The organism is Paenibacillus sp. 1SOY10 (assembly GCF_056836745.1).
This window is the reverse complement of record NZ_JBXENK010000006.1, coordinates 94220-117702: the sequence shown is the minus strand read 5'-3', so window position 1 is coordinate 117702 and position 23483 is coordinate 94220. Positions and strand designations below refer to the sequence as shown.

Annotated in this window: 21 protein-coding genes; 16 read left to right on the top strand and 5 right to left on the bottom strand. The window is 52.3% G+C overall.

Going from position 1 to position 23483, the window contains the following annotated elements:
- Positions 1-52 precede the first annotated feature (52 nt).
- From AC1VOR_RS15735 to AC1VOR_RS15720, 4 genes are all read right to left on the bottom strand, one after another.
- Entirely contained in the window at positions 53-1087 is a 1035-nt protein-coding gene (locus AC1VOR_RS15735) for a Gfo/Idh/MocA family protein (RefSeq protein WP_482619072.1), read from the bottom strand.
- Positions 1088-1157: 70 nt separating this feature from the next.
- Positions 1158-2270, bottom strand: coding sequence for a Gfo/Idh/MocA family protein (locus AC1VOR_RS15730; protein WP_482619070.1), 1113 nt, complete (start codon positions 2268-2270; stop codon positions 1158-1160).
- An 8-nt stretch (positions 2271-2278) separates the two neighbouring features.
- A complete protein-coding gene (locus tag AC1VOR_RS15725; RefSeq protein ID WP_482619068.1) occupies positions 2279-3127 on the bottom strand; it encodes a sugar phosphate isomerase/epimerase family protein in 849 nt (282 codons plus the stop codon).
- A gap of 34 nt (positions 3128-3161) precedes the next feature.
- Positions 3162-4325, bottom strand: a complete 1164-nt coding sequence (locus tag AC1VOR_RS15720; RefSeq protein ID WP_482619066.1) for a Gfo/Idh/MocA family protein — start codon at positions 4323-4325, stop codon at positions 3162-3164.
- A 370-nt stretch (positions 4326-4695) separates the two neighbouring features.
- Between AC1VOR_RS15720 and AC1VOR_RS15715 the strand changes: the two genes are divergently transcribed.
- The 16 genes from AC1VOR_RS15715 to AC1VOR_RS15640 all read left to right on the top strand — a co-directional run bounded on the left by AC1VOR_RS15715 (position 4696) and on the right by AC1VOR_RS15640 (position 17607).
- Positions 4696-5523, top strand: coding sequence for a helix-turn-helix domain-containing protein (locus tag AC1VOR_RS15715; RefSeq protein WP_482619064.1), 828 nt, complete (start codon positions 4696-4698; stop codon positions 5521-5523).
- A gap of 77 nt (positions 5524-5600) precedes the next feature.
- Positions 5601-6089, top strand: a complete 489-nt coding sequence (locus AC1VOR_RS15710; protein WP_482619062.1) for a low molecular weight protein-tyrosine-phosphatase — start codon at positions 5601-5603, stop codon at positions 6087-6089.
- Between the two features lie 188 nt (positions 6090-6277).
- On the top strand, positions 6278-7030 hold the full coding sequence (locus AC1VOR_RS15705) for a GntR family transcriptional regulator (RefSeq protein ID WP_482619060.1): 753 nt from the start codon (positions 6278-6280) through the stop codon (positions 7028-7030).
- 219 nt (positions 7031-7249) lie between these two features.
- Entirely contained in the window at positions 7250-8041 is a 792-nt protein-coding gene (locus tag AC1VOR_RS15700; RefSeq protein ID WP_482619059.1) for an SDR family oxidoreductase, read from the top strand.
- Positions 8042-8141: 100 nt separating this feature from the next.
- Positions 8142-8561 (top strand): PTS sugar transporter subunit IIA, encoded by a 420-nt coding sequence (locus AC1VOR_RS15695; protein ID WP_482619057.1) that lies wholly within the window; start codon positions 8142-8144, stop codon positions 8559-8561.
- Entirely contained in the window at positions 8555-9049 is a 495-nt protein-coding gene (locus AC1VOR_RS15690) for a PTS sugar transporter subunit IIB (RefSeq protein WP_482619055.1), read from the top strand. Before AC1VOR_RS15695 ends, AC1VOR_RS15690 begins: the two co-directional genes overlap by 7 nt.
- 3 nt (positions 9050-9052) lie before the next feature.
- Entirely contained in the window at positions 9053-9802 is a 750-nt protein-coding gene (locus tag AC1VOR_RS15685) for a PTS mannose/fructose/sorbose/N-acetylgalactosamine transporter subunit IIC (RefSeq protein ID WP_482619054.1), read from the top strand.
- A 5-nt stretch (positions 9803-9807) separates the two neighbouring features.
- Positions 9808-10659 carry a PTS system mannose/fructose/sorbose family transporter subunit IID gene (locus AC1VOR_RS15680; protein ID WP_482619053.1) on the top strand — a complete coding sequence of 284 codons (852 nt, stop codon included), beginning with the start codon at positions 9808-9810 and terminating at the stop codon, positions 10657-10659.
- A 49-nt stretch (positions 10660-10708) separates the two neighbouring features.
- Positions 10709-11890 carry a mannitol dehydrogenase family protein gene (locus tag AC1VOR_RS15675; protein WP_482619051.1) on the top strand — a complete coding sequence of 394 codons (1182 nt, stop codon included), beginning with the start codon at positions 10709-10711 and terminating at the stop codon, positions 11888-11890.
- A gap of 6 nt (positions 11891-11896) precedes the next feature.
- Positions 11897-12541, top strand: a complete 645-nt coding sequence (dhaL, locus tag AC1VOR_RS15670) for a dihydroxyacetone kinase subunit DhaL (RefSeq protein ID WP_482619049.1) — start codon at positions 11897-11899, stop codon at positions 12539-12541.
- A 13-nt stretch (positions 12542-12554) separates the two neighbouring features.
- On the top strand, positions 12555-13553 hold the full coding sequence (locus AC1VOR_RS15665) for a dihydroxyacetone kinase subunit DhaK (protein WP_482619047.1): 999 nt from the start codon (positions 12555-12557) through the stop codon (positions 13551-13553).
- A gap of 30 nt (positions 13554-13583) precedes the next feature.
- Positions 13584-14219 carry a 3-hexulose-6-phosphate synthase gene (gene hxlA / locus AC1VOR_RS15660; protein ID WP_482619045.1) on the top strand — a complete coding sequence of 212 codons (636 nt, stop codon included), beginning with the start codon at positions 13584-13586 and terminating at the stop codon, positions 14217-14219.
- Between the two features lie 13 nt (positions 14220-14232).
- Positions 14233-14796, top strand: a complete 564-nt coding sequence (gene hxlB, locus AC1VOR_RS15655) for a 6-phospho-3-hexuloisomerase (protein WP_482619043.1) — start codon at positions 14233-14235, stop codon at positions 14794-14796.
- A gap of 184 nt (positions 14797-14980) precedes the next feature.
- Complete coding sequence (locus AC1VOR_RS15650; protein ID WP_482619042.1) at positions 14981-15769, top strand: ABC transporter permease; 789 nt, start codon at positions 14981-14983, stop codon at positions 15767-15769.
- A complete protein-coding gene (locus tag AC1VOR_RS15645; RefSeq protein ID WP_482619041.1) occupies positions 15766-16599 on the top strand; it encodes an ABC transporter permease in 834 nt (277 codons plus the stop codon). The genes AC1VOR_RS15650 and AC1VOR_RS15645 overlap by 4 nt, the downstream gene beginning before the upstream one ends.
- An 18-nt stretch (positions 16600-16617) precedes the next feature.
- Positions 16618-17607, top strand: coding sequence for an ABC transporter ATP-binding protein (locus tag AC1VOR_RS15640; RefSeq protein WP_482619039.1), 990 nt, complete (start codon positions 16618-16620; stop codon positions 17605-17607).
- Between the two features lie 123 nt (positions 17608-17730).
- On the opposite strand, the gene AC1VOR_RS15635 is transcribed toward AC1VOR_RS15640, so the two are convergent.
- The gene (locus AC1VOR_RS15635; RefSeq protein WP_482619037.1) at positions 17731-23157 is read right to left on the bottom strand and encodes a S8 family serine peptidase; all 5427 of its coding nucleotides are present in this window, start codon (positions 23155-23157) and stop codon (positions 17731-17733) included.
- Between the last annotated feature and the right edge of the window lie 326 nt (positions 23158-23483).

Sequence of the window (23483 nt, the reverse complement as noted above, 5' to 3'; positions counted from 1 at the left end):
AGACTAGTGAAGTATAATCACAGGAACTAGAGTAAGAGGAGACCGCTCCTTGCTACCGGGATACCCGTGTACGCGAGGAGCGGTATATTTGTTCAATTAATTGCAGTGTCTTGAAGCCTTCCGTACCATTTAAGGGAAAGGGGCTTCCACTACGGATATGCTGATAGAAGTCGGCAATCAGCTTGCGATGGCTGGAGCCCCAGTAGGACTTACCTCTAACCGGAGTGGGTTCCTCTGGACCCGTGGGAGGCTCGGCAAGCTGAATTTCCTGACCGTCCCGATACAAGAACAAGCAATCCCGGCGCTGATAAAGGGTGCCATTCTCAAAGACCAACTCTAGCTCTACTGGGGAATTGGTCAGGTACCCATTCGTTGCGTAGAACAACCCGCGTACTCCGCTGGCAAACTGGATACTCGCATGGGCCGTATCCTCCACCTCGATCGTTTCTCCAAGAACATCCGCCGTCGCACTGCCTTGGACGGAAGCCACCTCGCCACCGAACCAACGAAGCAGGTCCAGCGTATGGATGGCCTGGTTAATCAGTACCCCTCCACCTTCGGTGGCCCATCTCCCCCGCCATGGACTATCTGTGTAATAAGATTCATCCCGATGCCAGGTCACGATTCCCTTCAAGCAGACTAATCGGCCAAGCGTGCCGTTGTCGATGATCTCGCGAATTTGACCAGACGGTAGGTTGTAGCGATTCTGGAAGGCCACACCTAGCTGTGCAGGGGATCGCTGCGCTGTTGCCAGCAGGTCCTCCGCCGCTTTCAGGCTGTGTGCCATCGGCTTCTCAGTCAATACATGCTTGCCGGCCTGAAGGAACCGGGCAGCCATGTCGGCATGCAGATGATGGGGGGTGCATAGGTGCACCGCCTGGATGTCCTCGCGCTCCAGCAAGGCTTGGTAATCGTCGCCAGCCTCACAGTCATACGCCGTAGCCATCTGTCTGGCTTTGGTCAAGTCGCTATCAATGACAGCCCTCAATTGAATGTGTTGCAGCTTCTGCACTTCCTGAATAGCATCGGCATGTACCGGAGCAATACCTCCACAGCCGACAATGGCAATCCCGATTTGTTCTTCCATGGCGCTTCCTTTCCTGTTCCCTGTTGTACCAGCTCGATCAAGGCTCCCCGGGGACTGACTCACTGTGATATTATTTGCCGGGCGCAGTCACCTGGATGGCCTGCTGCTGGGCTTTCAGACAAAGCTCCGCCGCCTTGAATACATGCTCCTGTGTCATGGCGTTCTCTGTACGGTGCAGGCAATCCAGAATCAGTTCGCCGAAATACGGATAGCCGATTTGTCCGCGAACGGAGAAATGCTGCTCCCCGTCCTTGTTGACCAAATATACCTGATCTCCGGCGGCATCCCGGGCAATATCCGTATATTTACGCAATTCGATATAACCTTCCGTACCTAAAATAAACGTCCGGCCATCTCCCCACGTACCCAGACCGTCCGGTGTGAACCAATCGACGCGGAAATATTGGGTGGCCCCGTTATCCCCTATTAGCGTTGCATCGCCGTAGTCTTCCAGCTCCGGATATTCAGGGTTCCCGTAATTAGCTACCTTGCTATGCACAACCTCGGCGTCTTTGCAGCCAGCATAGAACAGGAATTGCTCGATCTGGTGGCTGCCGATATCACAAAGGATTCCGCCATATTTGTCCCTCTCAAAGAACCAATCCGGCCGGGAGGGAGCACTTAACCGGTGAGGACCAAAGCCAGTCACTTGCAGCACTCGGCCAATCGCTCCCTGCTGGACAAGTTGTCCCGCGTATACCGCCGATTCAACGTGCAGGCGTTCACTGAAGTAAACGGCGTATTTGCGGCCAGTTTGCTGTACCTTTTGGCGGGCGGCTTCAAGCTGATTGAGACTGGTAAATGGCGTTTTATCGGTAAAATAGTCCTTCCCGGCATCCATGATCTTAAGGCCCAGCGGACCACGTTCAGAGGGCACGGCTGCTGCGGCAACCAGTCGCACCTCCGGATCGGCTAGCACTTGTTCCAGGCTGTCCGCTTGTAGTACGTTCGGGTATTTGCCCGCAAAGGCCACCATTTTGGCCGGATCGGGGTCGTAGACCCATTTCAGAGTAGCTCCGGCTTCAATTAGCCCGCCGGTCATGCCATAGATATGTCCATGGTCCAGGGCGACGGCAGCAAAGATGAACTCGCCGGGCTTGACGACCTCATTGGGCCGCCCCTTTGGGGCATAGTTCATTCCGTCGCTCGTTTGAAACGATTTATTTGATGAGGGAGTTGACATGATTGCATCTACAACCTTTCTTGAACAAATTCGGCAAATTGATGAAGCATTTCCTTCGATGTGTATTGTCCGCTAAAATCCTCAATGCCTAAGTATCCGTCGTAGCGGACGGACTTCAGGTCCGCCATCAGCTTGCGAAAATCGATAACGCCGTCACGCAGCGGGGCCCAGTCGCAGTGCCATTCAGCCGTCCCGTCTTCACTTGTGCCCGTGCGCGTCCAGGCCGCATTCTTGATATGCACATGGGCTAGATAAGGTCCAAGCAACTCCAAGCCCATTCTGAAATGCTCATAACCTTCATAGACCATATTGCCGGGATCGTACAGGACACCAATATGGTCGGAATCACAGTGGCTTACAAGCCGGTGGACCAGGCTGGCGCTGGGAGCAATGGTCTGATGATGCGTTTCCACAACTCCCTTGACACCGTATTGCTTGGCCAGAAGCTCCGCCTCTTTCAAATAGCGAACCGTGTCCTCGTACAACTCGAGATAGGGAGTAGTAGCAGCATACCCGGCTGCACCGACGCGCATCATCTTGGCTCCAAGCAGACGAGCGGCATGGAACGCCTGCTCCGTCTGCTCCAGATCCAGTGAGTTCAAATAGGGAGCAAGACTGGTTACTTCCAGACCCGCAGCTTCGGTTATATGCTTGAACCGTAGAATCTGCTCATCGGATAACGCGGGGTCAATAGAACAGAGATTATTACGCCAGAACGACGGAGCTTCTCCAGCTACCTCGGCGGGAACCTCTTTGAACCGCCATTCCACACCATGCAATCCAGCTTCACGTGCTGCTAGCACCAGCTCTTCCGGCGTTAGATCCGGTGTTGATACGGTAAATACAGATAGCTTCAACGTGCATCGCTCCTTTTTATCGTGCTCAGCTTCTTTAATGCGTTCCCTTCACGTCCAGCACACTTCCTGCGTCGTTCTCCTTGTGGAATACGGAGGTCTTGATCTTCTCTTGCAGCTTCTCGTAGAACAAATCCTCGTTCAGCGGGAGGTCGACCCAATCTTCGGTCCAAGCGGATAAATGCATGGCATTGGAGAGCGTGAGGCCGTGAATGCCTTCTTCCCCGGGTGCTAGCAGCGGTTCCCCATGCAGCAAGGCATTGGTGAAGTTTTGCAAGATGCCTTTATGCTGTGTGCCGGAGCCTCCGCTAACCGGAATATCACATTTCCAGCATTCCGGCTGACCGAAGCCCCCGGTATATTCAGCATTGAACTGTGATTCCGGTACGCGTAGCCGCCAGAAGGTCAGCTTGCCGTCTTCCACGACAATTTTTCCATTATCGCCTGTCAGCTCGAAGCGGTTCGTACCCGGAGCTTCGCCGGTCGTGGTCACAAATAGCCCGGTGGCTCCATTCTCATATTCCACATAAGCGGTTACATCATCTTCAACCTCAATGTTGCGATATTTTCCAAAATGGCAGAAAGCACGTACGCGTGTTGGCATCATCCCGATGGTCCATTGCCAGAGGTCAAGCTGGTGGGGGTCCTGATTGAGCAGCACGCCGCCGCCTTCTCCAGCCCAGGTGGCACGCCATCCACCTGAATTGTAGTAGCTTTGTGAGCGATACCAGTCCGTGATAATCCAGTTCGTTCTGCGAATCGTTCCGAGTTCACCGGACAGTACCAGGTCGCGTAGCTTGGCATAAAGCGGATTGGTTCGCTGGTTATACATGATGCCGAACTGCTTGCCTGCCTTCACAGCGGCTTCATTCATTTCCCGAACGGCCTTGGTGTAGACGCCCGCCGGCTTCTCAATGAGCACATGGTAACCGCTCTCAAAAGCTTGCACGGCAAGTGTTGGATGATCATAGTGAGGGGTTGCGATCATCACAGCGTCGATCACTTGCGAGGCCAATAGACTTTCCGTGTCGTCAAATAGCTGAACCGTATCCGGCAGATGCTCCTTTGCCCATTTCAGACGCTCCGGGTTATGGTCGCAGACCGCCGTCAATTCCGCGCCCTTGATGTCCTGGACCAGGTCCCGCGCATGCGAAGTGCCCATATTCCCGATACCGATGATGCCAAACCGTACTTTGTTCATGTTACTCCCTGCCCTTCTTATGTAACTTGACGCTCTTAGCTTAGCTTGAATTGGAGGGAAAGAGAATGGCAAGGATTAAGAAGGTTTTGCACAAAATTAAGGTGAATTCGATAAATGGGAATGTTACAATAGGACCAGGATTTCTAAAAATGAAAATGCTTACTTAAAGAGGTTGTTCAAAAAGTCACCTTCCCAGAACGAAGTTGTTCAAGGAGTGAACTCGACATCGAATCTTGAATTCACCCGGGACTTCCGTTGCTCACGTACCCACTACGTACGCTCCGCTACTCAGCCCCTGGCTTCATCCAACCTTCTTGGTCCTATAAACTCGACTTTTTGAACACGCACTTAAAAATAGAGGGGGAAGAGGATGAACGAGATCGACCATCTCACCGGGCGCTTGCCCGAGAGCTTGACCGTAACCGTCACGCATGCCCAGTTAAAAAGCGGTTTTCTCGGGTGGAACCGGATGGAGCAGGCCCCTCGTTTTAACCGGCTGTATTTCATTCCCCAAGGCGAGGGTTCAGTCATTATCAATGGGGTGACCTACTACCCGCAGCCTAACCAGTTGATGATTATGCCGGCGGGAACCAGCCAAACAACCTTTACGTCACCGGAGAACCCGTATACCCGTTATTTTTGTCACTTTGATGCTCAGGTGGGAGAATGGCCGCTGTTCCATGCGGGTAGCAAGCTGTACATTAGCCATGCCAAGGACCCCGAATACGTGCGCGTGATCTTTGATGACTTAATCCACTTGTTCCAAGAAGGCGGCCCATTTGCGGGATTAAAGATGCAAGCCTGCTTGCTAAATTTGCTAGCCTGCTGTCTGGAGGAGGGGGGCTATAGCGATTATCTGAAGGATTACATGCAGTTTACGGAGCGCAACAAGCTGGGGGACGTATTAAGGTACGTTCAGGAGCATATCGGTGAACCGATTGAGATAGAAACACTAGCTGATATCGTACATCTGCATCCCAATTACTTCATTCCCTATTTCAAAAAAATTATGGGCATCACACCGATGCATTATGTGCAGCGCAAGCGTATGGAGGAGGGTAAGCGGCTGCTAACCTATACAGACGATAGTATCGCAGTTATCGCTGAGAGCCTTGGCATGCAACTGGCGCATTTCTCTCGCCAATTCAAAAGCCATGCGGGTATCTCGCCAACCGCCTACCGAAGCTGTACTCGTTAGGGTTGTCCTTCGGCGCATCCTATAGTACTATCTGCTAATAGACGTTAGCAGATAGTACTATAGGAAGAGGGAGAACCATGGATAACGACAATCAACAAATCGGAGTGTTATTTGTATGCCTGGGGAACATTTGCCGTTCACCCATGGCGGAAGCCGTCTTTCGGCACTTGGTGAATGAAGCGGGCTTAAGCGAACAGGTCTTGATCGATTCGGCGGGAACCGGGAATTGGCATACCGGGAAGCCGCCCCATGAAGGGACCCGCCGTATTCTTGATCAATATGCCATCTCCTACGAGGGCCTTGCCGCCCGACAAGTAGCAGTGGATGACTTCTCGCGTTTTCATTATATTGTAGCTATGGATAATCAGAATGAGCTGGATTTGCGTGCCTTGGCCAGGAAAGCTGATGCGAAAATCGTCAAGCTGCTTGATCTGGTTCCGGAATCCAAGCTTAAGGAGGTCCCGGACCCTTACTACACCGGGAACTTTGAAGAGGTCTATGAGATGGTACAGCAGGGGTGCCGCGCGCTTCTGGAACTGGTTCGGCAGGAAGTGCCTCAGGTTTAGGCCATAGCTCAGGCCAGTGGCTATGTCCCTGGCTCTGCATGATAAGAAGAGGATACCCCGTGCGTCTGAATGACGGCGCATGGGGTATCCTCTTTCATTTTGCAGCACACAAATTTTTACAATCCGGATTTGCTGCGTTATAATAGACATACGGACAACGTGACATCTTAATCAATTAGGAGGATATAATGGGGAATTTTACGTCTTATGAACTGGAAAAAAACAGTCCGATTCCTTTATATTTTCAACTTAAAGAGGACATGATCCACAAAATTATGAATGAGGAACACAAGGTTGGCGAGAGCTTGCCCTCGGAGACTCAATTGATGTCGATGTATGGGGTGAGCCGGACAACGGTCAGACAAGCTATCGATCTACTGGTTAGCGAGGGTTATCTGGAGAAGCGCAGGGGAGTCGGAACCTTCGTCACCAAACCGCGGCTGAACCAATGGGATTTGGCCGAGCTTCGCAGCTTTAATGAAGAGGCCAGTCGCCAAGGCCTGACGGCCAGGACGCAATTGCTGAGTATGCGTCAGATTAAGACCAATGATGTGCTTAAGGGCATATTTGGGGAGGGGCCGACGGCTTATCATCAACTGGAAAGGCTGCGCTTTATTGAAAATGAGCCTTCCGTGCTGGTGACGACGTATGTGCCGACTGATCTGGCTCCTGATCTGGAACGGTTTAATTTCTCGGAGGTATCTCTGTTTGCTGTTTTGAGAGAGCATTATAACCTGAAAATTATTTATGCCAGCAAGACCTTCCGGGCAGTGAATGCCAGTGCGGAGGATGCGTTGGCCCTGAAGGTTCCCCCGAATTTTGCCATCCAGTTGGTCGACACCATCACTTATGATGATAAGGATCAGCCGGTGGAATACTCCGTATCCAGGGATCGGGGAGACCTGAATCGTTTCAAGGTGCTGCTTCGCCATAAGGAATAAGAGCAATCTGTAAAGGCTTGATTAGGCATAACATGATTCAAAGAAAACCTGTTGCATCACTTTTCTGCGTCAAATCAGAGAAATGAGGGCAACGGGTATTTTTTATCTCTTTTTTCAATGAAAGCGCTTGACAAAAGGTGGGGAGCAATGTCATTATAACGTTAAGACATAACGACGTCATGATGTCTCTAATAAATCAGCAGAGGGGCGGGACAGAGGATGAATAGCGATTGGTTGAACTTGGGCAAGAAGGTCATCATCGTGACTGGAGGCAGCTCAGGAATTGGCGCACATATTGTGCAGAGCCTGAGCGAAAGTGGTGCCCAGGTCGTGGTTGCCGATCTTTCAGGCAGCAGCGAAGGCAATATAGATTTTATACCCTGCAATATTACGGATAAACAACAGGTCGAAGAGATGATTCGTCACGTGGTGAACAAATACGGCCGTATTGACGGTTTGGTGAATAACGCCGGGGTCAATCGCCCCAAACTGCTCGTGGATTATTATCACGGAGACAAGGACCATGAGTTTAATGAGCAGGATTTTGATTTTATCTTCAGCGTGAACGTGAAGGGTGCTTTTTTCTGTACGCAGGAGGTTGCCAGAGTCATGATTAAGCAACAATTCGGAGTCGTGGTCAACGTGAGTTCTGAAGCTGGTATGGAGGGCTCGACGGGCCAAAGCATCTACTCGGCCACGAAGGGAGCGCTAAATTCCTTTACATTATCTTGGGCGAAGGAACTTGGCCGCTTTAACATTCGGGTCGTGGGGATTGCACCAGGAATTAACGAGCCGACCCCGATGGGTAACCCGGACCATGTCAAGGCACTGGCCTATACCCGCGGGGTAGAGTCCAATCATGTAGCTGTCGATTACATGAAGGTGATTCCGCTAGGCCGGCCGGGCAGAATTGAAGAGATTGCTGATTTGGTTACGTATTTGCTGTCAGACCGCGCTACGTATATATCCGGGACTACGGTGAACATTACGGGCGGCAAGTCTCGTGGGTAATGGGAAAGGTGCGCAACGCACAGCAATTTTAGAAAGCGCTTTAATTATAGATGGAGCAAGGCTTGAACTTCAGGAGTATGAACGGACAGGAGGCTGAAATATGAGCACAACACCATGGATTATTCTCATTACGCATGGCACCTTCGGCGAGGAGCTCAAGAAGAGTGCCGAACTCATTATCGGAGAAATGCAGAATGTATACTGCTTCTCCCTATTAGCCGGAATGGAATCCAAAGCGTTAATTGAAACGATTGAACGACATATGGCTGAAGCTCCCCGGAATTCTATTTTTCTGACGGACCTGTACGGAGGAACCCCCTCCAACATCGGTGCTTATTTCGCCAAGAAGGAAGGATATTCAGTAGTATGCGGTCTGAACCTGCCGATGCTGATTGAGGCGGAGAACCGCAGGTCTCTGGGAGAATGGGAAGAGATCGAAGAGAAAATCATTGCGTTCGGGACGGAAGGTATCCGTGATATTTCAAAAATCATCAAGGAAAGGAAGGGATCGCTGTGCTAGAGGGAATCAAGTTGGTGCGGGTCGATTTCAGATTAATCCATGGTCAGGTTGTAACCAAGTGGAGCAATACGGTCACGGCGAAAACCATTGTTGTCGTTAACGATGAGCTGTCAGAAGACGAATTCATGGCAGATATCTATGTAATGGCCGCCCCTCCCGGTATCCAGGTCGAGGTACAATCGATTGCTTCCTTTGTTGAATCGGCACAGGCACGGAGCTATGACCAAGGCAGCGTTCTGGTGTTGTTCAAGAACATTGAGGATGTGCGCAGGGTAGCTGAACAAGGTGTTAAATTTGCGGCAGTGCAGATTGGGGGACTTGGCGCGGCCGGGAACAAAACCTCGGTGGTCAAGGGAATCTCCATTGATCGGGATGATGCAGAGGATTTGCTGTACCTGAAAGAGCAAGGCGCAGAGGTTTCGTTCCAGGTCACCCCGGAGGAAGCCCGCCTTCCGCTGGACAAAGCTTTAAAAAAATTGGGGGTATAAGCCATGGAAATGTTGGCAGTAAGCATTTTTGCCGGTTTATGGTACTGGATTTGTAAGACGGATATCGGTTATGCCATTACCCATGCCATTCGCCAGCCTTTGTTCGCCGCACTTCCCATCGGACTGATGATGGGCGATGTCAAGCAAGCGATGATTATCGGGGCTGCGGTGCAGATTCTGTATATCGGTCTGGTTGCCGCCGGTTCGAATCTACCGGCTGATGATTGTCTGGCTGGCCTGATCGCTATCCCGATTGCCATCGGCTCTGGCCTGACTCCAGCGCTGGCTATTGCTATCGCGGTACCGGTTGGGGTTATGGGGGTGTTCGTTGACCAATTACGCAAGACGGTGAACGTCATGTTCGTTCATATGGCCGACCGTTATGCCGAAGAAGGCAATACTCGAAAAATTGTGCTTGCTTCGGTTGTTTATCCAACCGCACTAAGTTTTTTCTTCCGCTTTCCCATTCCTTTCTTCGCGATTCTCTACGGTGCCGACGCGGTCAATAACTTCATGAACAGTGTGCCGGAATGGCTCATCCACGGCTTTAGCGTTGCGGGGGGCTTACTGCCAGCACTCGGGTTCGCCTTGACGATGTTCGTCATCGGCAGGAAAGAACTGTTCCCTTGGTTTATCCTCGGATATTTTCTGGTTCAGTTCAGTGGAATTCCCATTATCGGGGCAGCGATCTTTGGCTTGTGCGCGGTTCTCTTGATTAACTACTACAACAATCGAAAGAACGTGGAGGGGTGAGGTCGATGACGGAAATACAACAAACGCCGGATACTGCCGCAGACCATGGGCGGCTCATTACCGAAAAGGATATTCGCCGGAACTGGTTGACTTACTATATCGTTGCTGAAATGGGTATCTCCTATGAACGTCTACAGGCCTTGGGATTTACGACGGCTATGATTCCTATCTTAAAGAAGCTATATCCTGATCCGGAGGATTTGAAGGAAGCGTTGAAGCGCCATCTTATCTTCTATAATACCGAGGCTGTGTTCGGCTCCCCGGTCAACGGCATCGTTATTGCCATGGAGGAACAGAAGGCCAAGGGCGAGCCTATCACGGACAAATCAATTACCGGTATGAAGACCGGGCTGATGGGACCCATGGCAGGGATTGGCGATTCTATTGACTGGGCTACGCTTAAGCCGATTATATTTGCATTGGCAGCAACCTTGTCGGCATCAGGAAGTATCATCGGTCCATTTGTATTGCTGCTATTGCCGCTGATTCAGATTCTAATCGGCCTTCGGTTATCCGTATACGGGTATCGCGCAGGTAAGGCGTCGATTCGGGATCTGCTGCATTCCGGGCGAATTAAGGAGCTCATCCTGGGGGCGAGCACACTTGGTCTATTCATGATGGGGGCACTCTCCTCAACCTACGTGAAGCTCAGCACCCCGCTGCAATTCAACTTCGGGGGCGGCAACGAGCCTTTTGTCTTACAGAATATTCTGGACGGGATTATACCTGGCCTGTTGCCGCTGATGGCCGTGCTTGGCCTGTACTGGTGGCTGAATAAGAAAAATCAAAATTTCACCGTGATCATGCTAGTCATTATTGCGGTCAGCGTAATAGGCGCGGTAACTGGTATTTTGTAGAAGAAAACAGGAACCATGAATCGAGAGTCAGCAAAAGAGGTGCTTGCATGTGAAAGCCGTTCATTTCGGAGCCGGAAGCATCGGCAGAGGATTTATTGGTGATTTGCTGCATCAATCGGGATATGAGATTACGTTCGTCGATATCGATCCCGGCCTGATTGCTCAGCTTAATCGGGATCAAGCCTATTTTTTATACGTAATCGAAGAAGGATATGCGAAGAGAACCATCGACAGGGTACGGGCGGTCTCCCCGGTTGCGGATAAGGCGGCCACGGTGGAGGCCCTGATAGAAGCGGATTTAATTACGACTTCTGTTTGGGCGGATAACTTGCCACGCATTGCTCCGATTCTGCTGGAGGGGCTTCAGGCCAGACAGAGGCTCGGGCGCAGCCAGGTTAATATTCTGGCCTGCGAGAATGCCATGTTCAACTCGGAGCTACTGCAAAATAGCATTCTGGAGGTAGCAGAGGAGTCATTCCGTAAGGAACTGGACAAACTGGCTGCTTTCCCAAATACAGCCGTCGATCGACTGGTACTGGAGGATCGGCGGGACGACAAGGCCGTGATTCATATCGGACGCGACCATGAATTGGTGATTGAGCAGAGCAAGTTGGCTATGCCGGGAAGCCAGCCGATTCAAGGGGCCGTGTACACGGACAATTTACAGAAATATTTGGAACGCAAGCTGTACATTATTAATTGCGGCCATGCCTGGGCCGGCTATATCGGCCAAGTTCATGGCTATGACATTATTCAGGACGTATTTCATGATGAGATTCTACTGGATCAAGTGCTGGAGGCCATGATGGAGTCGGCGCGGTTACTGGAGCTTAAATATGGTTTTCCGATTGAGGAATTGGCGGAGTATATCGAGTTCGCGGTGAACCGCTTCAAGACACCGGGAGTAATCGACACGATCAACCGGGTCTGTCGCTCGCCAATTCGCAAGCTGAGTGCAGAAGATCGATTGGTAGGTCCTTGCCTGGGCTGTGAGCATGCCGGACTGGAGAATGGAAGGTTGTTGCAGGGCATTGCTGCTGCCTTTCTCTTCCATAACCCGGAGGATCAACAGGCGGAGGAACTGCAAAGTTATGTTGCCCGGTTCGGTATCGGACCGGCGGTGGAGCACTTCACCGGAATTCAGAGAGGAACTCGGCTGTATGGTGAAATCACCGCTTATTATGAGGAGCTTTCCCTAATCAGAAGCCAACAGAGGGAAGGGAGGAGCTAAATCCACATGAGGTTTACAAATAAGCAAGGTATTGCTGTTGTAATGGCCATCATTGAGGCGGTTTGTGCCCAACGGGAGCTGCTTAGCCAGGTAGATGCTGCGGTAGGAGATGGAGATCATGGCGTCAATATGAGCCGGGGCTTCTCTCTGGCGGGAGAAGCACTGGCTCAGCGGGAAGCGGACATGAGCGAAGGCTTCCTAACGATTGCCAAAGTATTAATCGGTAAGATCGGAGGCTCCATGGGGCCACTCTACGGCAGCTTCTTCCGGGGACTGGCGGAGGCTTCCAAGGAGAAGGAAGTGATTGATGCAGCGGTAATCGGAGAAATGGTACGTAAAGGTTACGACAGGCTTGCCCTGTTAACGGAGGCCACGCCGGGAGACAAGACATTGATTGACGTGCTTGATCCGGCGGTGAAGGCCTATGAAGAGACTGCATTTGAGGGAGGAAATCTAGAAGCTTGTTTAACCCGGATGGTCGAAGCTGCTGAAGCTGGCCTGGAGGCGACGAAGGGGATGGCTGCGCGCTTGGGCCGGGGGAGCCGCCTGGGGGAGCGGGCAGTTGGCCATCAGGACGCGGGCGCAACCTCATGCTACATCATCTTGAAGGCGCTATCCGATCAGGCGCTCTTACTGGCTAACACGGATTAAGGAGGGGAAGCTCTTGCAACGATTTGTCAACAATCCTGACTTGATTGTAGATGACATGTTAAGAGGGTATGTGGAGGCACATGGAGATACGGTGAAGCTGTCCTCCCGCAATGAGCGTGTCATTCAGCGTGTGGATGCGCCAGTGGCAGGGAAGGTAGGAATTGTCACCGGGGGTGGAAGCGGTCATGAGCCGGCATTTCTTGGTTATGTCGGGCAGGGGCTGGTGGATGCAGCCGCGGTTGGCGAGGTGTTCGCCTCACCGCCGGCACAGTCATTTCTGGATGCTATATTGGAAGCCGATTCCGGTCAAGGTGTAGCCTGCCTGTTCGGTAATTATGCCGGCGACAATATGAATGTCAAGATGGCGGCTGAGCTCGCGGAGGATGAAGGAATTACGGTCAAATACGTGACCGCAACGGATGATATTGCCTCGTCACCTCCAGAGACTCGCGAGAAGCGGCACGGCATTGCGGGCGGCTTGTTCATGTGGAAGGCGGGCGGAGCACGCGCGGCCATGGGTGGCTCACTGGATGAGGTCATCGCTTCCGCACAGAAGGCCGTGGATAATACCCGGAGCATTTGCGTGGGACTCAGCTCATGTACCATCCCGGCGGTAGGCTCCCCGAACTTTACCATAGAAGAGGGACAGATGGAATTCGGCATCGGGCATCATGGGGAGCCGGGAATCCGCGTGGAGCAACTGGGAACCGCTGATCAGATTGCGGCGGAAATGACGGAGGCGATTCTGCGTGACTTTGCCTTCGATGGACCACAGGAGGTTGCTGTTATGTTGTCTGGGCTGGGAGCAACCCCGCCAATGGAGCTGTACGTGCTCTACGGTAAGGTAGCAGGCATCCTGAAGGGACAGGGCCACCGTATCCATCGCACCTTTGTGGGCAACTACGTGACCTCCCTGGATATGAATGGCGTATCACTAACGGTTGTACGCTTGGACCAGGAGTTGAAGGAACTGTTGAACCATCCGGGGGAATGCCCTGCCGTTACTTATTAACTGATCAAACCACGGGGAGGAGAACGGAAGATGAAGCTGCAACTGGCATTGGATGAATTGAACCTGGAGGATGCGCTGGCATTTGCCGAGAAGCTGGAAAGTTACGTTGACATTATTGAGATTGGCACTCCTTTTGTCATTGCTGAGGGAATGAATGCGGTCAGGACGTTCAAGGAGCGTTTTCCGGACAAAGAGATTTTATCCGACGAGAAAATTATGGATGGCGGGTTCTTCGAGTCCAAGCTGGCTTTTGACGCCGGGGCGGAATATGTTACGGCGCTGGGTGTGACGGATGCGCTGACAATTAAGGCTTGTCTTAAGGCAGCCGATGAATTCAACAAGCAGTTAGTTGTCGATATGATCTGTGTGGACAATTTACCGGAGAAGATTCGTGAATTGGAGGAATTGGGCGTTCATGTACTGGCCGTCCATACCGGGGCTGACCAGCAAGCGGCTGGCCGACAGCCGATCGATGATTTGAAGGTGATGAAGGAATATGCCAAATCGGCTAAAATTGCCGTGGCTGGTGGAATTAACAGCAGCACTATCGACAAGTATGTGGCACTTGCGCCGGATATCATTATTGTCGGGACGGGCTTGACCCATGCGGAGGACCCGGTGAAGGAAGCGCGTTTGATCAAGGAAGCAATGGCGCGGAAAGCCTAAGGGGGGAAAGGGTATGAAACCTTGCAATAATTTGTTGGCCATATTAACTGAGCTTTCAGAAGATGCAATGTTGGTGGATGGTGAGCAGGTGGAGGCCGTCAAGAAGCTGATTATTGGGGCCCGGCGAGTATTTGTGGCCGGAGCGGGACGATCCGGCTTTGCCGCGCGGGGCTTTGCTAACCGGCTTATGCATTTGGGGTATAGCTCGTACTTTGTGGGCGAGCCTACCACGCCATCCATTGGAAAGGGTGATTTACTAGTTATCGGCTCAGGTTCGGGAGAGACAGCCAGCCTGAAGGCTATGGCGCAGAAGGCGCTGGAACAAGGAGCTACGCTAGCCACCTTGACCATCTTTCCCGGCAACACCATCGGCTCGTTGGCCTCGGCTTGCATTCGTATCCCCGGGGTTACCTCCAAGGTAGAGAAGGAAGGCGGAAAAGCGGCATCAATTCAGACGAAGGGTTCTTCCTTTGAGCAGCTAAGCTGGTTAATTTACGATAGCATCATTATTGATCTCAAGCGGGAGACGGGGCAGACGGACGAGGACATGTTCGCCCGTCACGCGAATTTGGAATAAGAAATTCTCTTGGCTTGCTCCTATACTCAGAAGCTGGATCGGTATTCAGGCTTCTGAGTATAGGAGCCTTTTTTCTGCTTGCCAGTTGTGAGAACTTAAGGTATGATAATGTCCTTCTGCAAAATCGCCTTGTCTGAAGTGGACGGATTAGCCGTTCAACATGCTTATCGGAGGTGTTTTTTTATTGTTTAATTCCACGCTTTTTTTCACGTTGGCATCCAAGACCTATGCGCGCAATCTACAGTATCGGGGTGCACATTTGCTGCATAATGTGGCAAGTGCGTTATTCGGATTCATGTATGCATGCATCTGGATCGGTCTGGGACAAGACCATGCTCTAGGCGAGTATGGGGTACAGGGGATGGTCAGCTATATCGCCTTCACCCAAGCCGCCCTCTGGATTACGGGCTTTGTCTCAAATGGTCTGGGCATTCCGCAGTCGGTCAGGACTGGGCAAATTGCCCTCGACCTGATGCGTCCCATTCATCTGTTCACGCACATGGCAGCCAAGGAATGGGGACAAATCGCTTATCGACTCGTATACAAATCCCTTCCGATCTATCTTCTCTATTATTTTGTCTTCTCACTCTCCCTCCCTCATCGAATAACGGATGTGCTGTTTACGATGCTTGCTTTACTGGGAGCGGCCTATCTATCCATCTGTATGAACTATTTAATAGGGGTAAGCTCTCTATGGACCACGGAATCCTCTTGGCTTAGCTGGAGCAATCAGGCGATGATTACTCTAGTTGGCGGTTTTTTTATCCCGTTGGAATGGCTCCCGGCCTGGCTGGAGCGTCTTGCCTGGCTGTCACCTTATCCTTCCCTGATGTATGTACCCACCACGATTTATCTCGGTAATGGTCAGATTTCGGCTCTCTGGATTACTTTGTTCTGGTGTGGTCTGATGACCGTGGCTTGCTTGCTGGCAACCCGGATGCTTCGCCGGAAGGTGGAGGTGCAAGGAGGATGAAGATAATTGAAGGCAATCGTAATCAGAGATTCCCCCGTGTATCCTGGTTCAGGCTCTATATGCTGTTGATCCGCACCAGCGTCCGGAGTCGCATGCAGTATAAGTTCAATTTTATATTAGGGACGTTGTTGGCCGCCCTGATTCAAATCTGCGAGTTTTTGATGATTGCTATTGTATTGAACAAATTTGGAGCCATTCAGGGGTGGTCGCTCCATGAGGTTGGCTATTTATTTGCGGTGATGACCTTGTCAAAAATGATATATCGCTCTTTTGGCGAGGAGGTTCATCATCTGGAGAAGTACCTCATAGATGGTGAACTGGATCCCTTGCTGACCCGTCCCATGCCCGTACTACTGGCCTTATTGCCTCAGCGGTTCCGCTTGATGCCGGGGGAGTTGCTGCAAGGGGGAGTTGTGCTCTGCTGGTCACTTGGGGCGATGTTGCGTAGTGGACAGATCAGTTGGATAACTCTGGCTGCAACGCCGTTCGTCATTTTGACGGGGGCTATTATCCTGTTTTCCATTGGGCTGGCTACGGCCACCTTGGGATTCTGGACGACGCGTATCAGCGAATTACAGACTTTGACGGAAGATGCGGCCCAGAATGCAGCCAGATATCCCCTGACGCTATATCCAAAGTGGATGTCGTCGCTGTTCCTTGTCATTATTCCGGTGGGCTTCGTGAATTATGTGCCTTCTATGGTGCTGCTGCGAGGGGAATGGGGGCTCTGGATGCTGGCTGCAATAGCGGGTATAGCCTTGATTTGTCTGGCAGCCAGCCTGAAGTTCTGGCAGTTCGGACTAACTAAATATCAAAGTACGGGAAGCTGAGGGGGATTGGCAACCATAATGATTAAAGCGGAACATCTAATGAAGCAATTCAAAACTCCGGTCGTGCGTGAAGGAAAGTTTGCTGGCCTTCGTACCTTGCTTGCCAGAGAATACGCGATGAAGGAAGCGGTACGTGATATTAGCTTCGAGGTAGGCCATGGGGAATTTGTTGGCTATATCGGTCCGAATGGAGCGGGAAAATCAACCACCATCAAGATGCTCACGGGCATTCTGCATCCCACTTCGGGAGAGGTGATGGTTGGTGGAGTGAATCCGCACCAGGACAGACAGCGAGCGGTACGCCAACTGGGGGTTGTGTTCGGACAGCGTAGCCAGCTCTGGTGGGATCTGCCGGTCAAGGATTCCTTTGATATCCTGGCAGAGATGTATGGCGTCAGTCCCAAGGAGAAGCAGCAGCGCCTCAATCAATTTGCAGAATTGCTTGATTTGCATGAGTTCTGGATGACCCCGGTACGTAAGCTATCGTTGGGGCAACGAATGCGCGCGGATATCGCCGCGGCAATGCTACATGACCCGGATCTGCTGTTCCTCGACGAGCCGACGATTGGGCTGGATGTCCATGCGAAGCGTAATATCCGCCAATTCCTGCGGAGATTGAATCGGGAAATGGGCAAGACAATTCTGCTTACCACGCATGACATGGATGATATTGAGCAATTATGCAGCCGGGTCATGGTCATTCAACAAGGGCAGTTAAGCTATGACGGAACCATTGATTCACTGCGCAATATGATTGGCTTGCCAACGATATTACGCGTTAAATTCCGGGGGGATTTTCAGTTCTCCGAGAGCAGGTCTTCAGGCCTGCCGTTTCGCATTGTGGGAATCGAAGAAGACACGGTTATTATTGAAGCGGACCGCCGGAGCATCGGCGTTATTGACATTATAAGAGAGCTAGGGCGCTGGGGCGATATTGATGATGTCAGCATGACGGAGCCGGCTTTTGAAGAGGTTATCCGTCATTTCCCGACAAGACAATCCGGTTGAGACAGAACTAACTATTCATGTGATTGAATTGGAAAACAGCAAGCGCCGGGGGAGCCCGCCCGTATTGATGGGCCAGCCCCTAAGCGCTTGCTGTTTACTGTTGTGACTCAGTTCTCTTGCAAATTAGCGAATTACAATTCTATGCGTGGTACTGCTCTCCGCACCAGCGTCATCCGTGACGGTCAGGGTCACGGTATAAGCTCCTGCGGTAGTAAAACGATGAGTCACCTTAGGTCCAAGCTTCTGCTGGCCATCGCTGAAGGTCCAGCTATAGCGAACGATTCGGCCATCAGGGTCTGAGGAACTGCTGCCATCAAACTCAACCACTGTGTTCCTGGCCGCACGGTCTGCTGCGGCGATAATGGCGGATGGCGTTACGTTGTCCCCAGGCCCTGGCGGTTCACCGGGGCCTTCTCCCGGACCTCCGTCAGGAGCGCTGACGAAGAGATGTCCCGGGGTTTGGAAGTCTCCCTGATTGCCAGCGGCATCACGCACGCTAATGACAATCAGCCCTCCTTCAAGCACCAGTGAACCGGGTGTGGTATAAGTTCCTTCATAGTGTCCTGGCGTAGTCTCGGTAAGCGGGATACCCCGTCCGCTGCCGCTGAGTGAAAGGGGCAGTTCGATGCGGAAGGAGGCATCCAGCCCCGGTACGCTGTCGAAGGAAACGGCCAGCGCTTCTCCGGCGGTCAGGTGCACATCTTCTACAGGGGATAAGTTCGTAATCTCCGGCAGAGCCACATCTACATAAACCGAGCGGGTCACCGTCGTCGTGTTGCCTGCTTCGTCTGTAGCTGTAATCGTAATGATGTTCTCACCTGCATCAATCAGCAGCCGGTAGGCGAAGGAGCCGCTGGCTTCAAGAGGAACCTCTTGGCCGTTGACTGTCAGGCTACGGAGGAATTCATCCAAGGCAGAGCCCGTTACATTCAGTACCTCCGAGTTGGTCCGATAGCCATCGGTTGGAGAAATGACATCCAGTTCCGGTGCGGTGGTATCCAAGATGACGGTAATTGGTAGTGAGCGGTCTGTTGCTTTTCCGTTCACCACAATTTCGGCAGATAATTCGTTAGTGCCGTCATGTAATTGAATCGGGATGCTGAATTCTCCATTTTCAACGACTGACTCTCCAGCCAATTCCGTACCGTTGTAAAGTTTGACGTCTGCCCCGGCTGCCGGGGAAGTTCCGGTTACGGTAACCGAAGCTTCATTGGTGAAAGAATCGGCTTCTGGTGAGGTAATCACGGGAGCATTCACCGGATAGCGAACGATGGCCCGGATCATGTAGTTACCGCTGTCTTCTTCGGCCAGGCTCCAAGTACCACTGACTCGTTGCCAACTGCGAAGTGCATTAGCTCCAGTCTCATCAGCGGCCAGTCCCGGCGCGCTTGTTCCAGCCAAGGTCTGGATATAGACGATGTAGAAGTCGCCCTCTACCGTTACTGGCTCCGGCAGTTCCAGCACAGTCCATTGATCGTTCCGCAATGCTGTGGCATCGAACGGTCCGGCTAACTGTCGTCCCGGGGAGCCTTGCGGACCCGAAGCATCAAATACAGCATATTGGAAGGCTGTTCCGCCCGGGATAGGCCATTCCGTATTCCAGAAGCGAATGGATGCGCCTGTCACTTGGGCTGTCTCATATTCCGGAGTCATGCGTACGGCCCAGGCATTGCCTGCTGCATTAAAGGCCCAGGCATTTTCCGCCGTACCGTCGTCATAGGCGATCTCGCCCGGGAACCCGATAAATGGCTTCAGGGTTAACGAGCCATCGACCGTCTCATGAGGAGGTACGGTTAATGACAGGGTGTCGCCGTAATAGTCAGCGGCGGTCACCGACAACGTATAGTTGCCTTCCAGCACTTCCAGTGAGAAGCTGCCATCTTGTCCTGTGGTTTGCGGCGGAATTGCAGCATCCTCAAGGACTAATATGGTAGCACCAGAGATCGGCTCACCACTGCGTTCATCGGTGATCGTCCCGGTGATTTGTCCCTTCGGTATAACCTCCAGATTAAAGTTGGCCCTTGCATTGACCTGATCGGCAATCGTTACTGCCTGCGTCTGTGGATAATAACCATAAGCCTCTGCCTTCAGCGTGAAGTCACCAGCCACATGATTGAGGCTGTACCGTCCGGTAGCGGAATCGGTCTTGACTGAACGTCCCGTCTCCAGCACGGTTACCGTTGCACTGGCTGGAAGGCTGCTCAGACCAGGCTCGCCCACTTGCTCAGCTCGCTTCACGGCTTGCTCATATTCACTCTTGTCAGTCCGTGTCAGCTTGTAGGCTGGACTGCCTTTCTCTACCTTCTCTTTCTTCCCGGCCTCAAACGGCTCGGCAAGAATATCCTGGGTGATGTGGCTTGCTGGTGCAATAGCGCTCAGCACCTGGAAGTTATCAATGTACCAACCTGCCTTGACTACACTGCCGTCTGTTTTCAAACGGAAGCGGAGCTTGACGGTATCACCGGCATAATCGTCCAGGCTGTAATAAGCGGGGGTCCAGGCTTTACCCGTTGTGCTGTGGGAGAAGCGGCCCAACTCATTCCAGGACTGCCCATCATCGCTAGTGATCTCGACATAGCCAAAATCGTAATTGCTTTCAATTTCAAACCAATGGTCGAACAACAAGGTCACATGCTCTTCAGCACCAAGATCGATAGCTGGAGAGATTAGCGAGTAATCGGCACTGTTCTCATAGGTACTGTCGAGGTCAGTGGCCCATACGTTAGGAGGGGACACGGCGCTGGTTGGACCCGGCGCGACAGGAACCCCGCGCTCCCATTCATCACGGGTTCCCGCGTGCGTCCAGCCATTATCATCACTGCCATCAAACGGATCGCTGAAGATAATTGCGGGCCGCTCAATCGTTAACTCGACCTCGTCTGATTGCTCACTTTCATTGCCACTGTAGTCCGTGGCGGTGACCACATAATAATAAGTCGCGTCCGTCTCGGTAGTCGTATCGGTATACGTAGTGCTCTCCGTCGATCCGACCACCTCATATCCGGAGCCGGACGTTACGGAGCGGTATACCGTATACAGCTTCACATCTTCATCTTCGGAAGGAGACCAGGACAACTCCGCGCTGCCGCTGAAGTTCACGGAACCGATTAGCTCGGAAGGAGTCTCGGGAGCAATCTCATCCGGTGCTTGCACCGTTAGATCATCCAGATACCAGCCGGCCCTCTGGACAGAAGTATCGCTGGTGAAGCCGAATTGAAGATAGACTTGTTCGCCTGCATATTCGCGAAGGTCGACGAATTGCGTCTTCCAGCCGCCGCTGGTTCCCGTGTATTCAGCTACCGGAACGAAGGCATAGTCCGATTGGAAGGAAGCGATATACAGGGTGCCGAAGTCGCGGCCCTGCTCCAGATCATACCAGTGCTTGAAGGATAGCAGCGCACCTTCCGGGCTATCGGTCAAATCGATCGGCGGCGCCAGCAGATAGGAGTTGGCCCCGGCTGTGTAGGTGCCGCTCAGGTTAGTGGCATATACCTTCTCACCGGAGTAGGCGCTTCCCGGACCGCTGACTGGCGGACCCCAAGCCCAGGTGTTTCCGGTGCCACCACTAGTGAAGCCCAGCACATCCGCTTCAAAGTCCTGGACATACCCTGGAGTGATACCCGCAGATACGGTGACGGTGTAAGCTTCACTGTCAAAGCCATTGTTCCCGTAGTCGTTCACGCGGATGTAATATTCCAGACCCCTGCTGCCCAGCAGAAAGGATGGCACGGTGGCTTCATATTGTCCATCCTTCTCGTTGCCCGAGACCCGAACGGCCGGAATATATAAATAATGGCTGGTCCCTGCCTCTCTGGCGTAGAATTCCACCGATGTCACGGCAACGTTATCGCTGACCCGTGCTGACAACGGTACATCGAAGCCTTCGTAGACCAGTGTCGGCGGAGTATGCTCCAGCACAGGCTCCTCCAGATCATCGCCACCGACAACTACGCGGCCTGATACGGTTCCGACGCCTTGCAGCACGGAGCCAACCGCATCGAGAGCATTAACGATGCCGTGTCCGTAGCCGTTGTTCGGAATTTGCGTGTATTGGCTGTCCGTACGTGGCACTGCCGTACTGGTGATGATGTCTTCCAACTGATCTACGGTCAGGGAATGGTTGGCTTGCAGCAATAAGGCAGCAATGGCGGTGGTATGCGGTCCCGCCATGGAAGTGCCGTTCCAGCCGCCTTCGTAACCCCCACCAGGAATCGAGGAACGGATGTTAACACCGGGAGCAGCTACCTCCGGCTTTACTTCTCCGTAAGGGGAAGGCCCCAGCAAGGAGAAGCTGGCCAAGTTGCTATTAATGTCCGTAGCCCCTGTAGCGAAAGCTTCAGGATAGTTGGCGGGGTTGGCTACCGAGCCAGGTCCCCCGGGATTGTTGAGGTTAACATTGCCCGCCGAGAATTCGGGGAAGATTTGCGCATCCCGCCATGCCTGGACAATAGGACGATACCATTCGTCGACGCCTGGACCGCCGCCCCAGGAGTTGTTGACTACGTCGGGAGCTAACTCGGGATGCAGATTGCCTTCGGCATCGACCGGAGCCAGCAGCCATTGTCCACCATCAAGAATGATGGCATCCGTGGTGCTTGGGTTGAAGATACGCACGGCAATCCATTTTGCTCCGGGGGCAACCCCGATCTGATTGGAGCCATCGGCTTCTGCTCCGACCATGGTCCCCATCGTATGCGTGCCGTGTCCATCCGTATCCGCTGGCAAGGACGCGCCACTATGCGGATCGTACCAGTTCAGCTCGGGATCGACGATGTTGCCGGAAGCGTCGAAGCCACGCCATTTGCTTTGTAGCGCCGGATGGGTGTATTCGACCCCGGTATCCAGATTGGCTACGACAATGCCTGTTCCGTCGATGCCCATATCCCATACCTGAGGGGCTCCAACCTGATCGATATTCCATTCGATACTGGCCGGGCTCTGCACTGCCGGAGTGGCATTGGCCGCTTCCTTCACCTTGGAGGCGATAGCGTCCGGTGCAGATTTATCAATTTCTACCTTCTGCAGGTAGCGTTCTTCATTGGGTAAGATCTTCTCCACTTCCGGGAAAAGGGCGATTTGCTCCAGCACCTCCTTGGTGCTTGTCACGGCGATAGCATTTACGATAAAGTAGCTTTTGTACTCCTTCACCTCGCCAGCCTGCTCAGCTTTTTGCAGATAGCTCTCGATACCCTGCTGGGTACGGGAAGCGGTGGCCCGCAGTGCGCTGACAACGGAGCTTCTGGCGGACAGCTTGGCTGCCGAAGGCGTGGCCTTTTCCAACTGTGCCTTCTGCAACGCCTGCTTGGCGACGGTGGTCGTATCGGTTTGTTCCTTGAATTTTACGAGATAAGTCACATAATCATCTTGCTTGAACAGGGTTTGCAGCTTGTTATTGATTTTAGCTTCAGCAATTTCAGGAGCATTTGCCTTCAGATTGATTTGGCCCGCAGCGCCGGTGCTTTCGGCATAGGTCGAGGGAAGAAAGGTAAGCACAAGAAGGACCGACATACCGAGTGAGAAAGATTTGCGGAATTTTCTGAATTTAAACAACTTTTCCACTTCCTTTACTTGGTTTTGTGCTTGGACATGTTCTGACGGTCCATCAAGTTGCGGACTTGTTTGGACTTTACTTGGGTGTGGGCTAACGACGTGAGGGGCAGTGAAGCAGACAGTATGGTTTTCTTCTTTTCGATCACCTCCTTAAATATTAGAGTAGTGATTCGATTTTCCATAGTCTGGGTGTGAAGGAATTCTGACATGAAATAAGCTTGAAATTACCTTTTTTCGTAAAATGAGGTAGAAGTCGAGGTGTTAGAGCTAGTATATATCTGTAAAATCAAGGTTACAAGTAGTAATTTATGAAAAATATACATTTT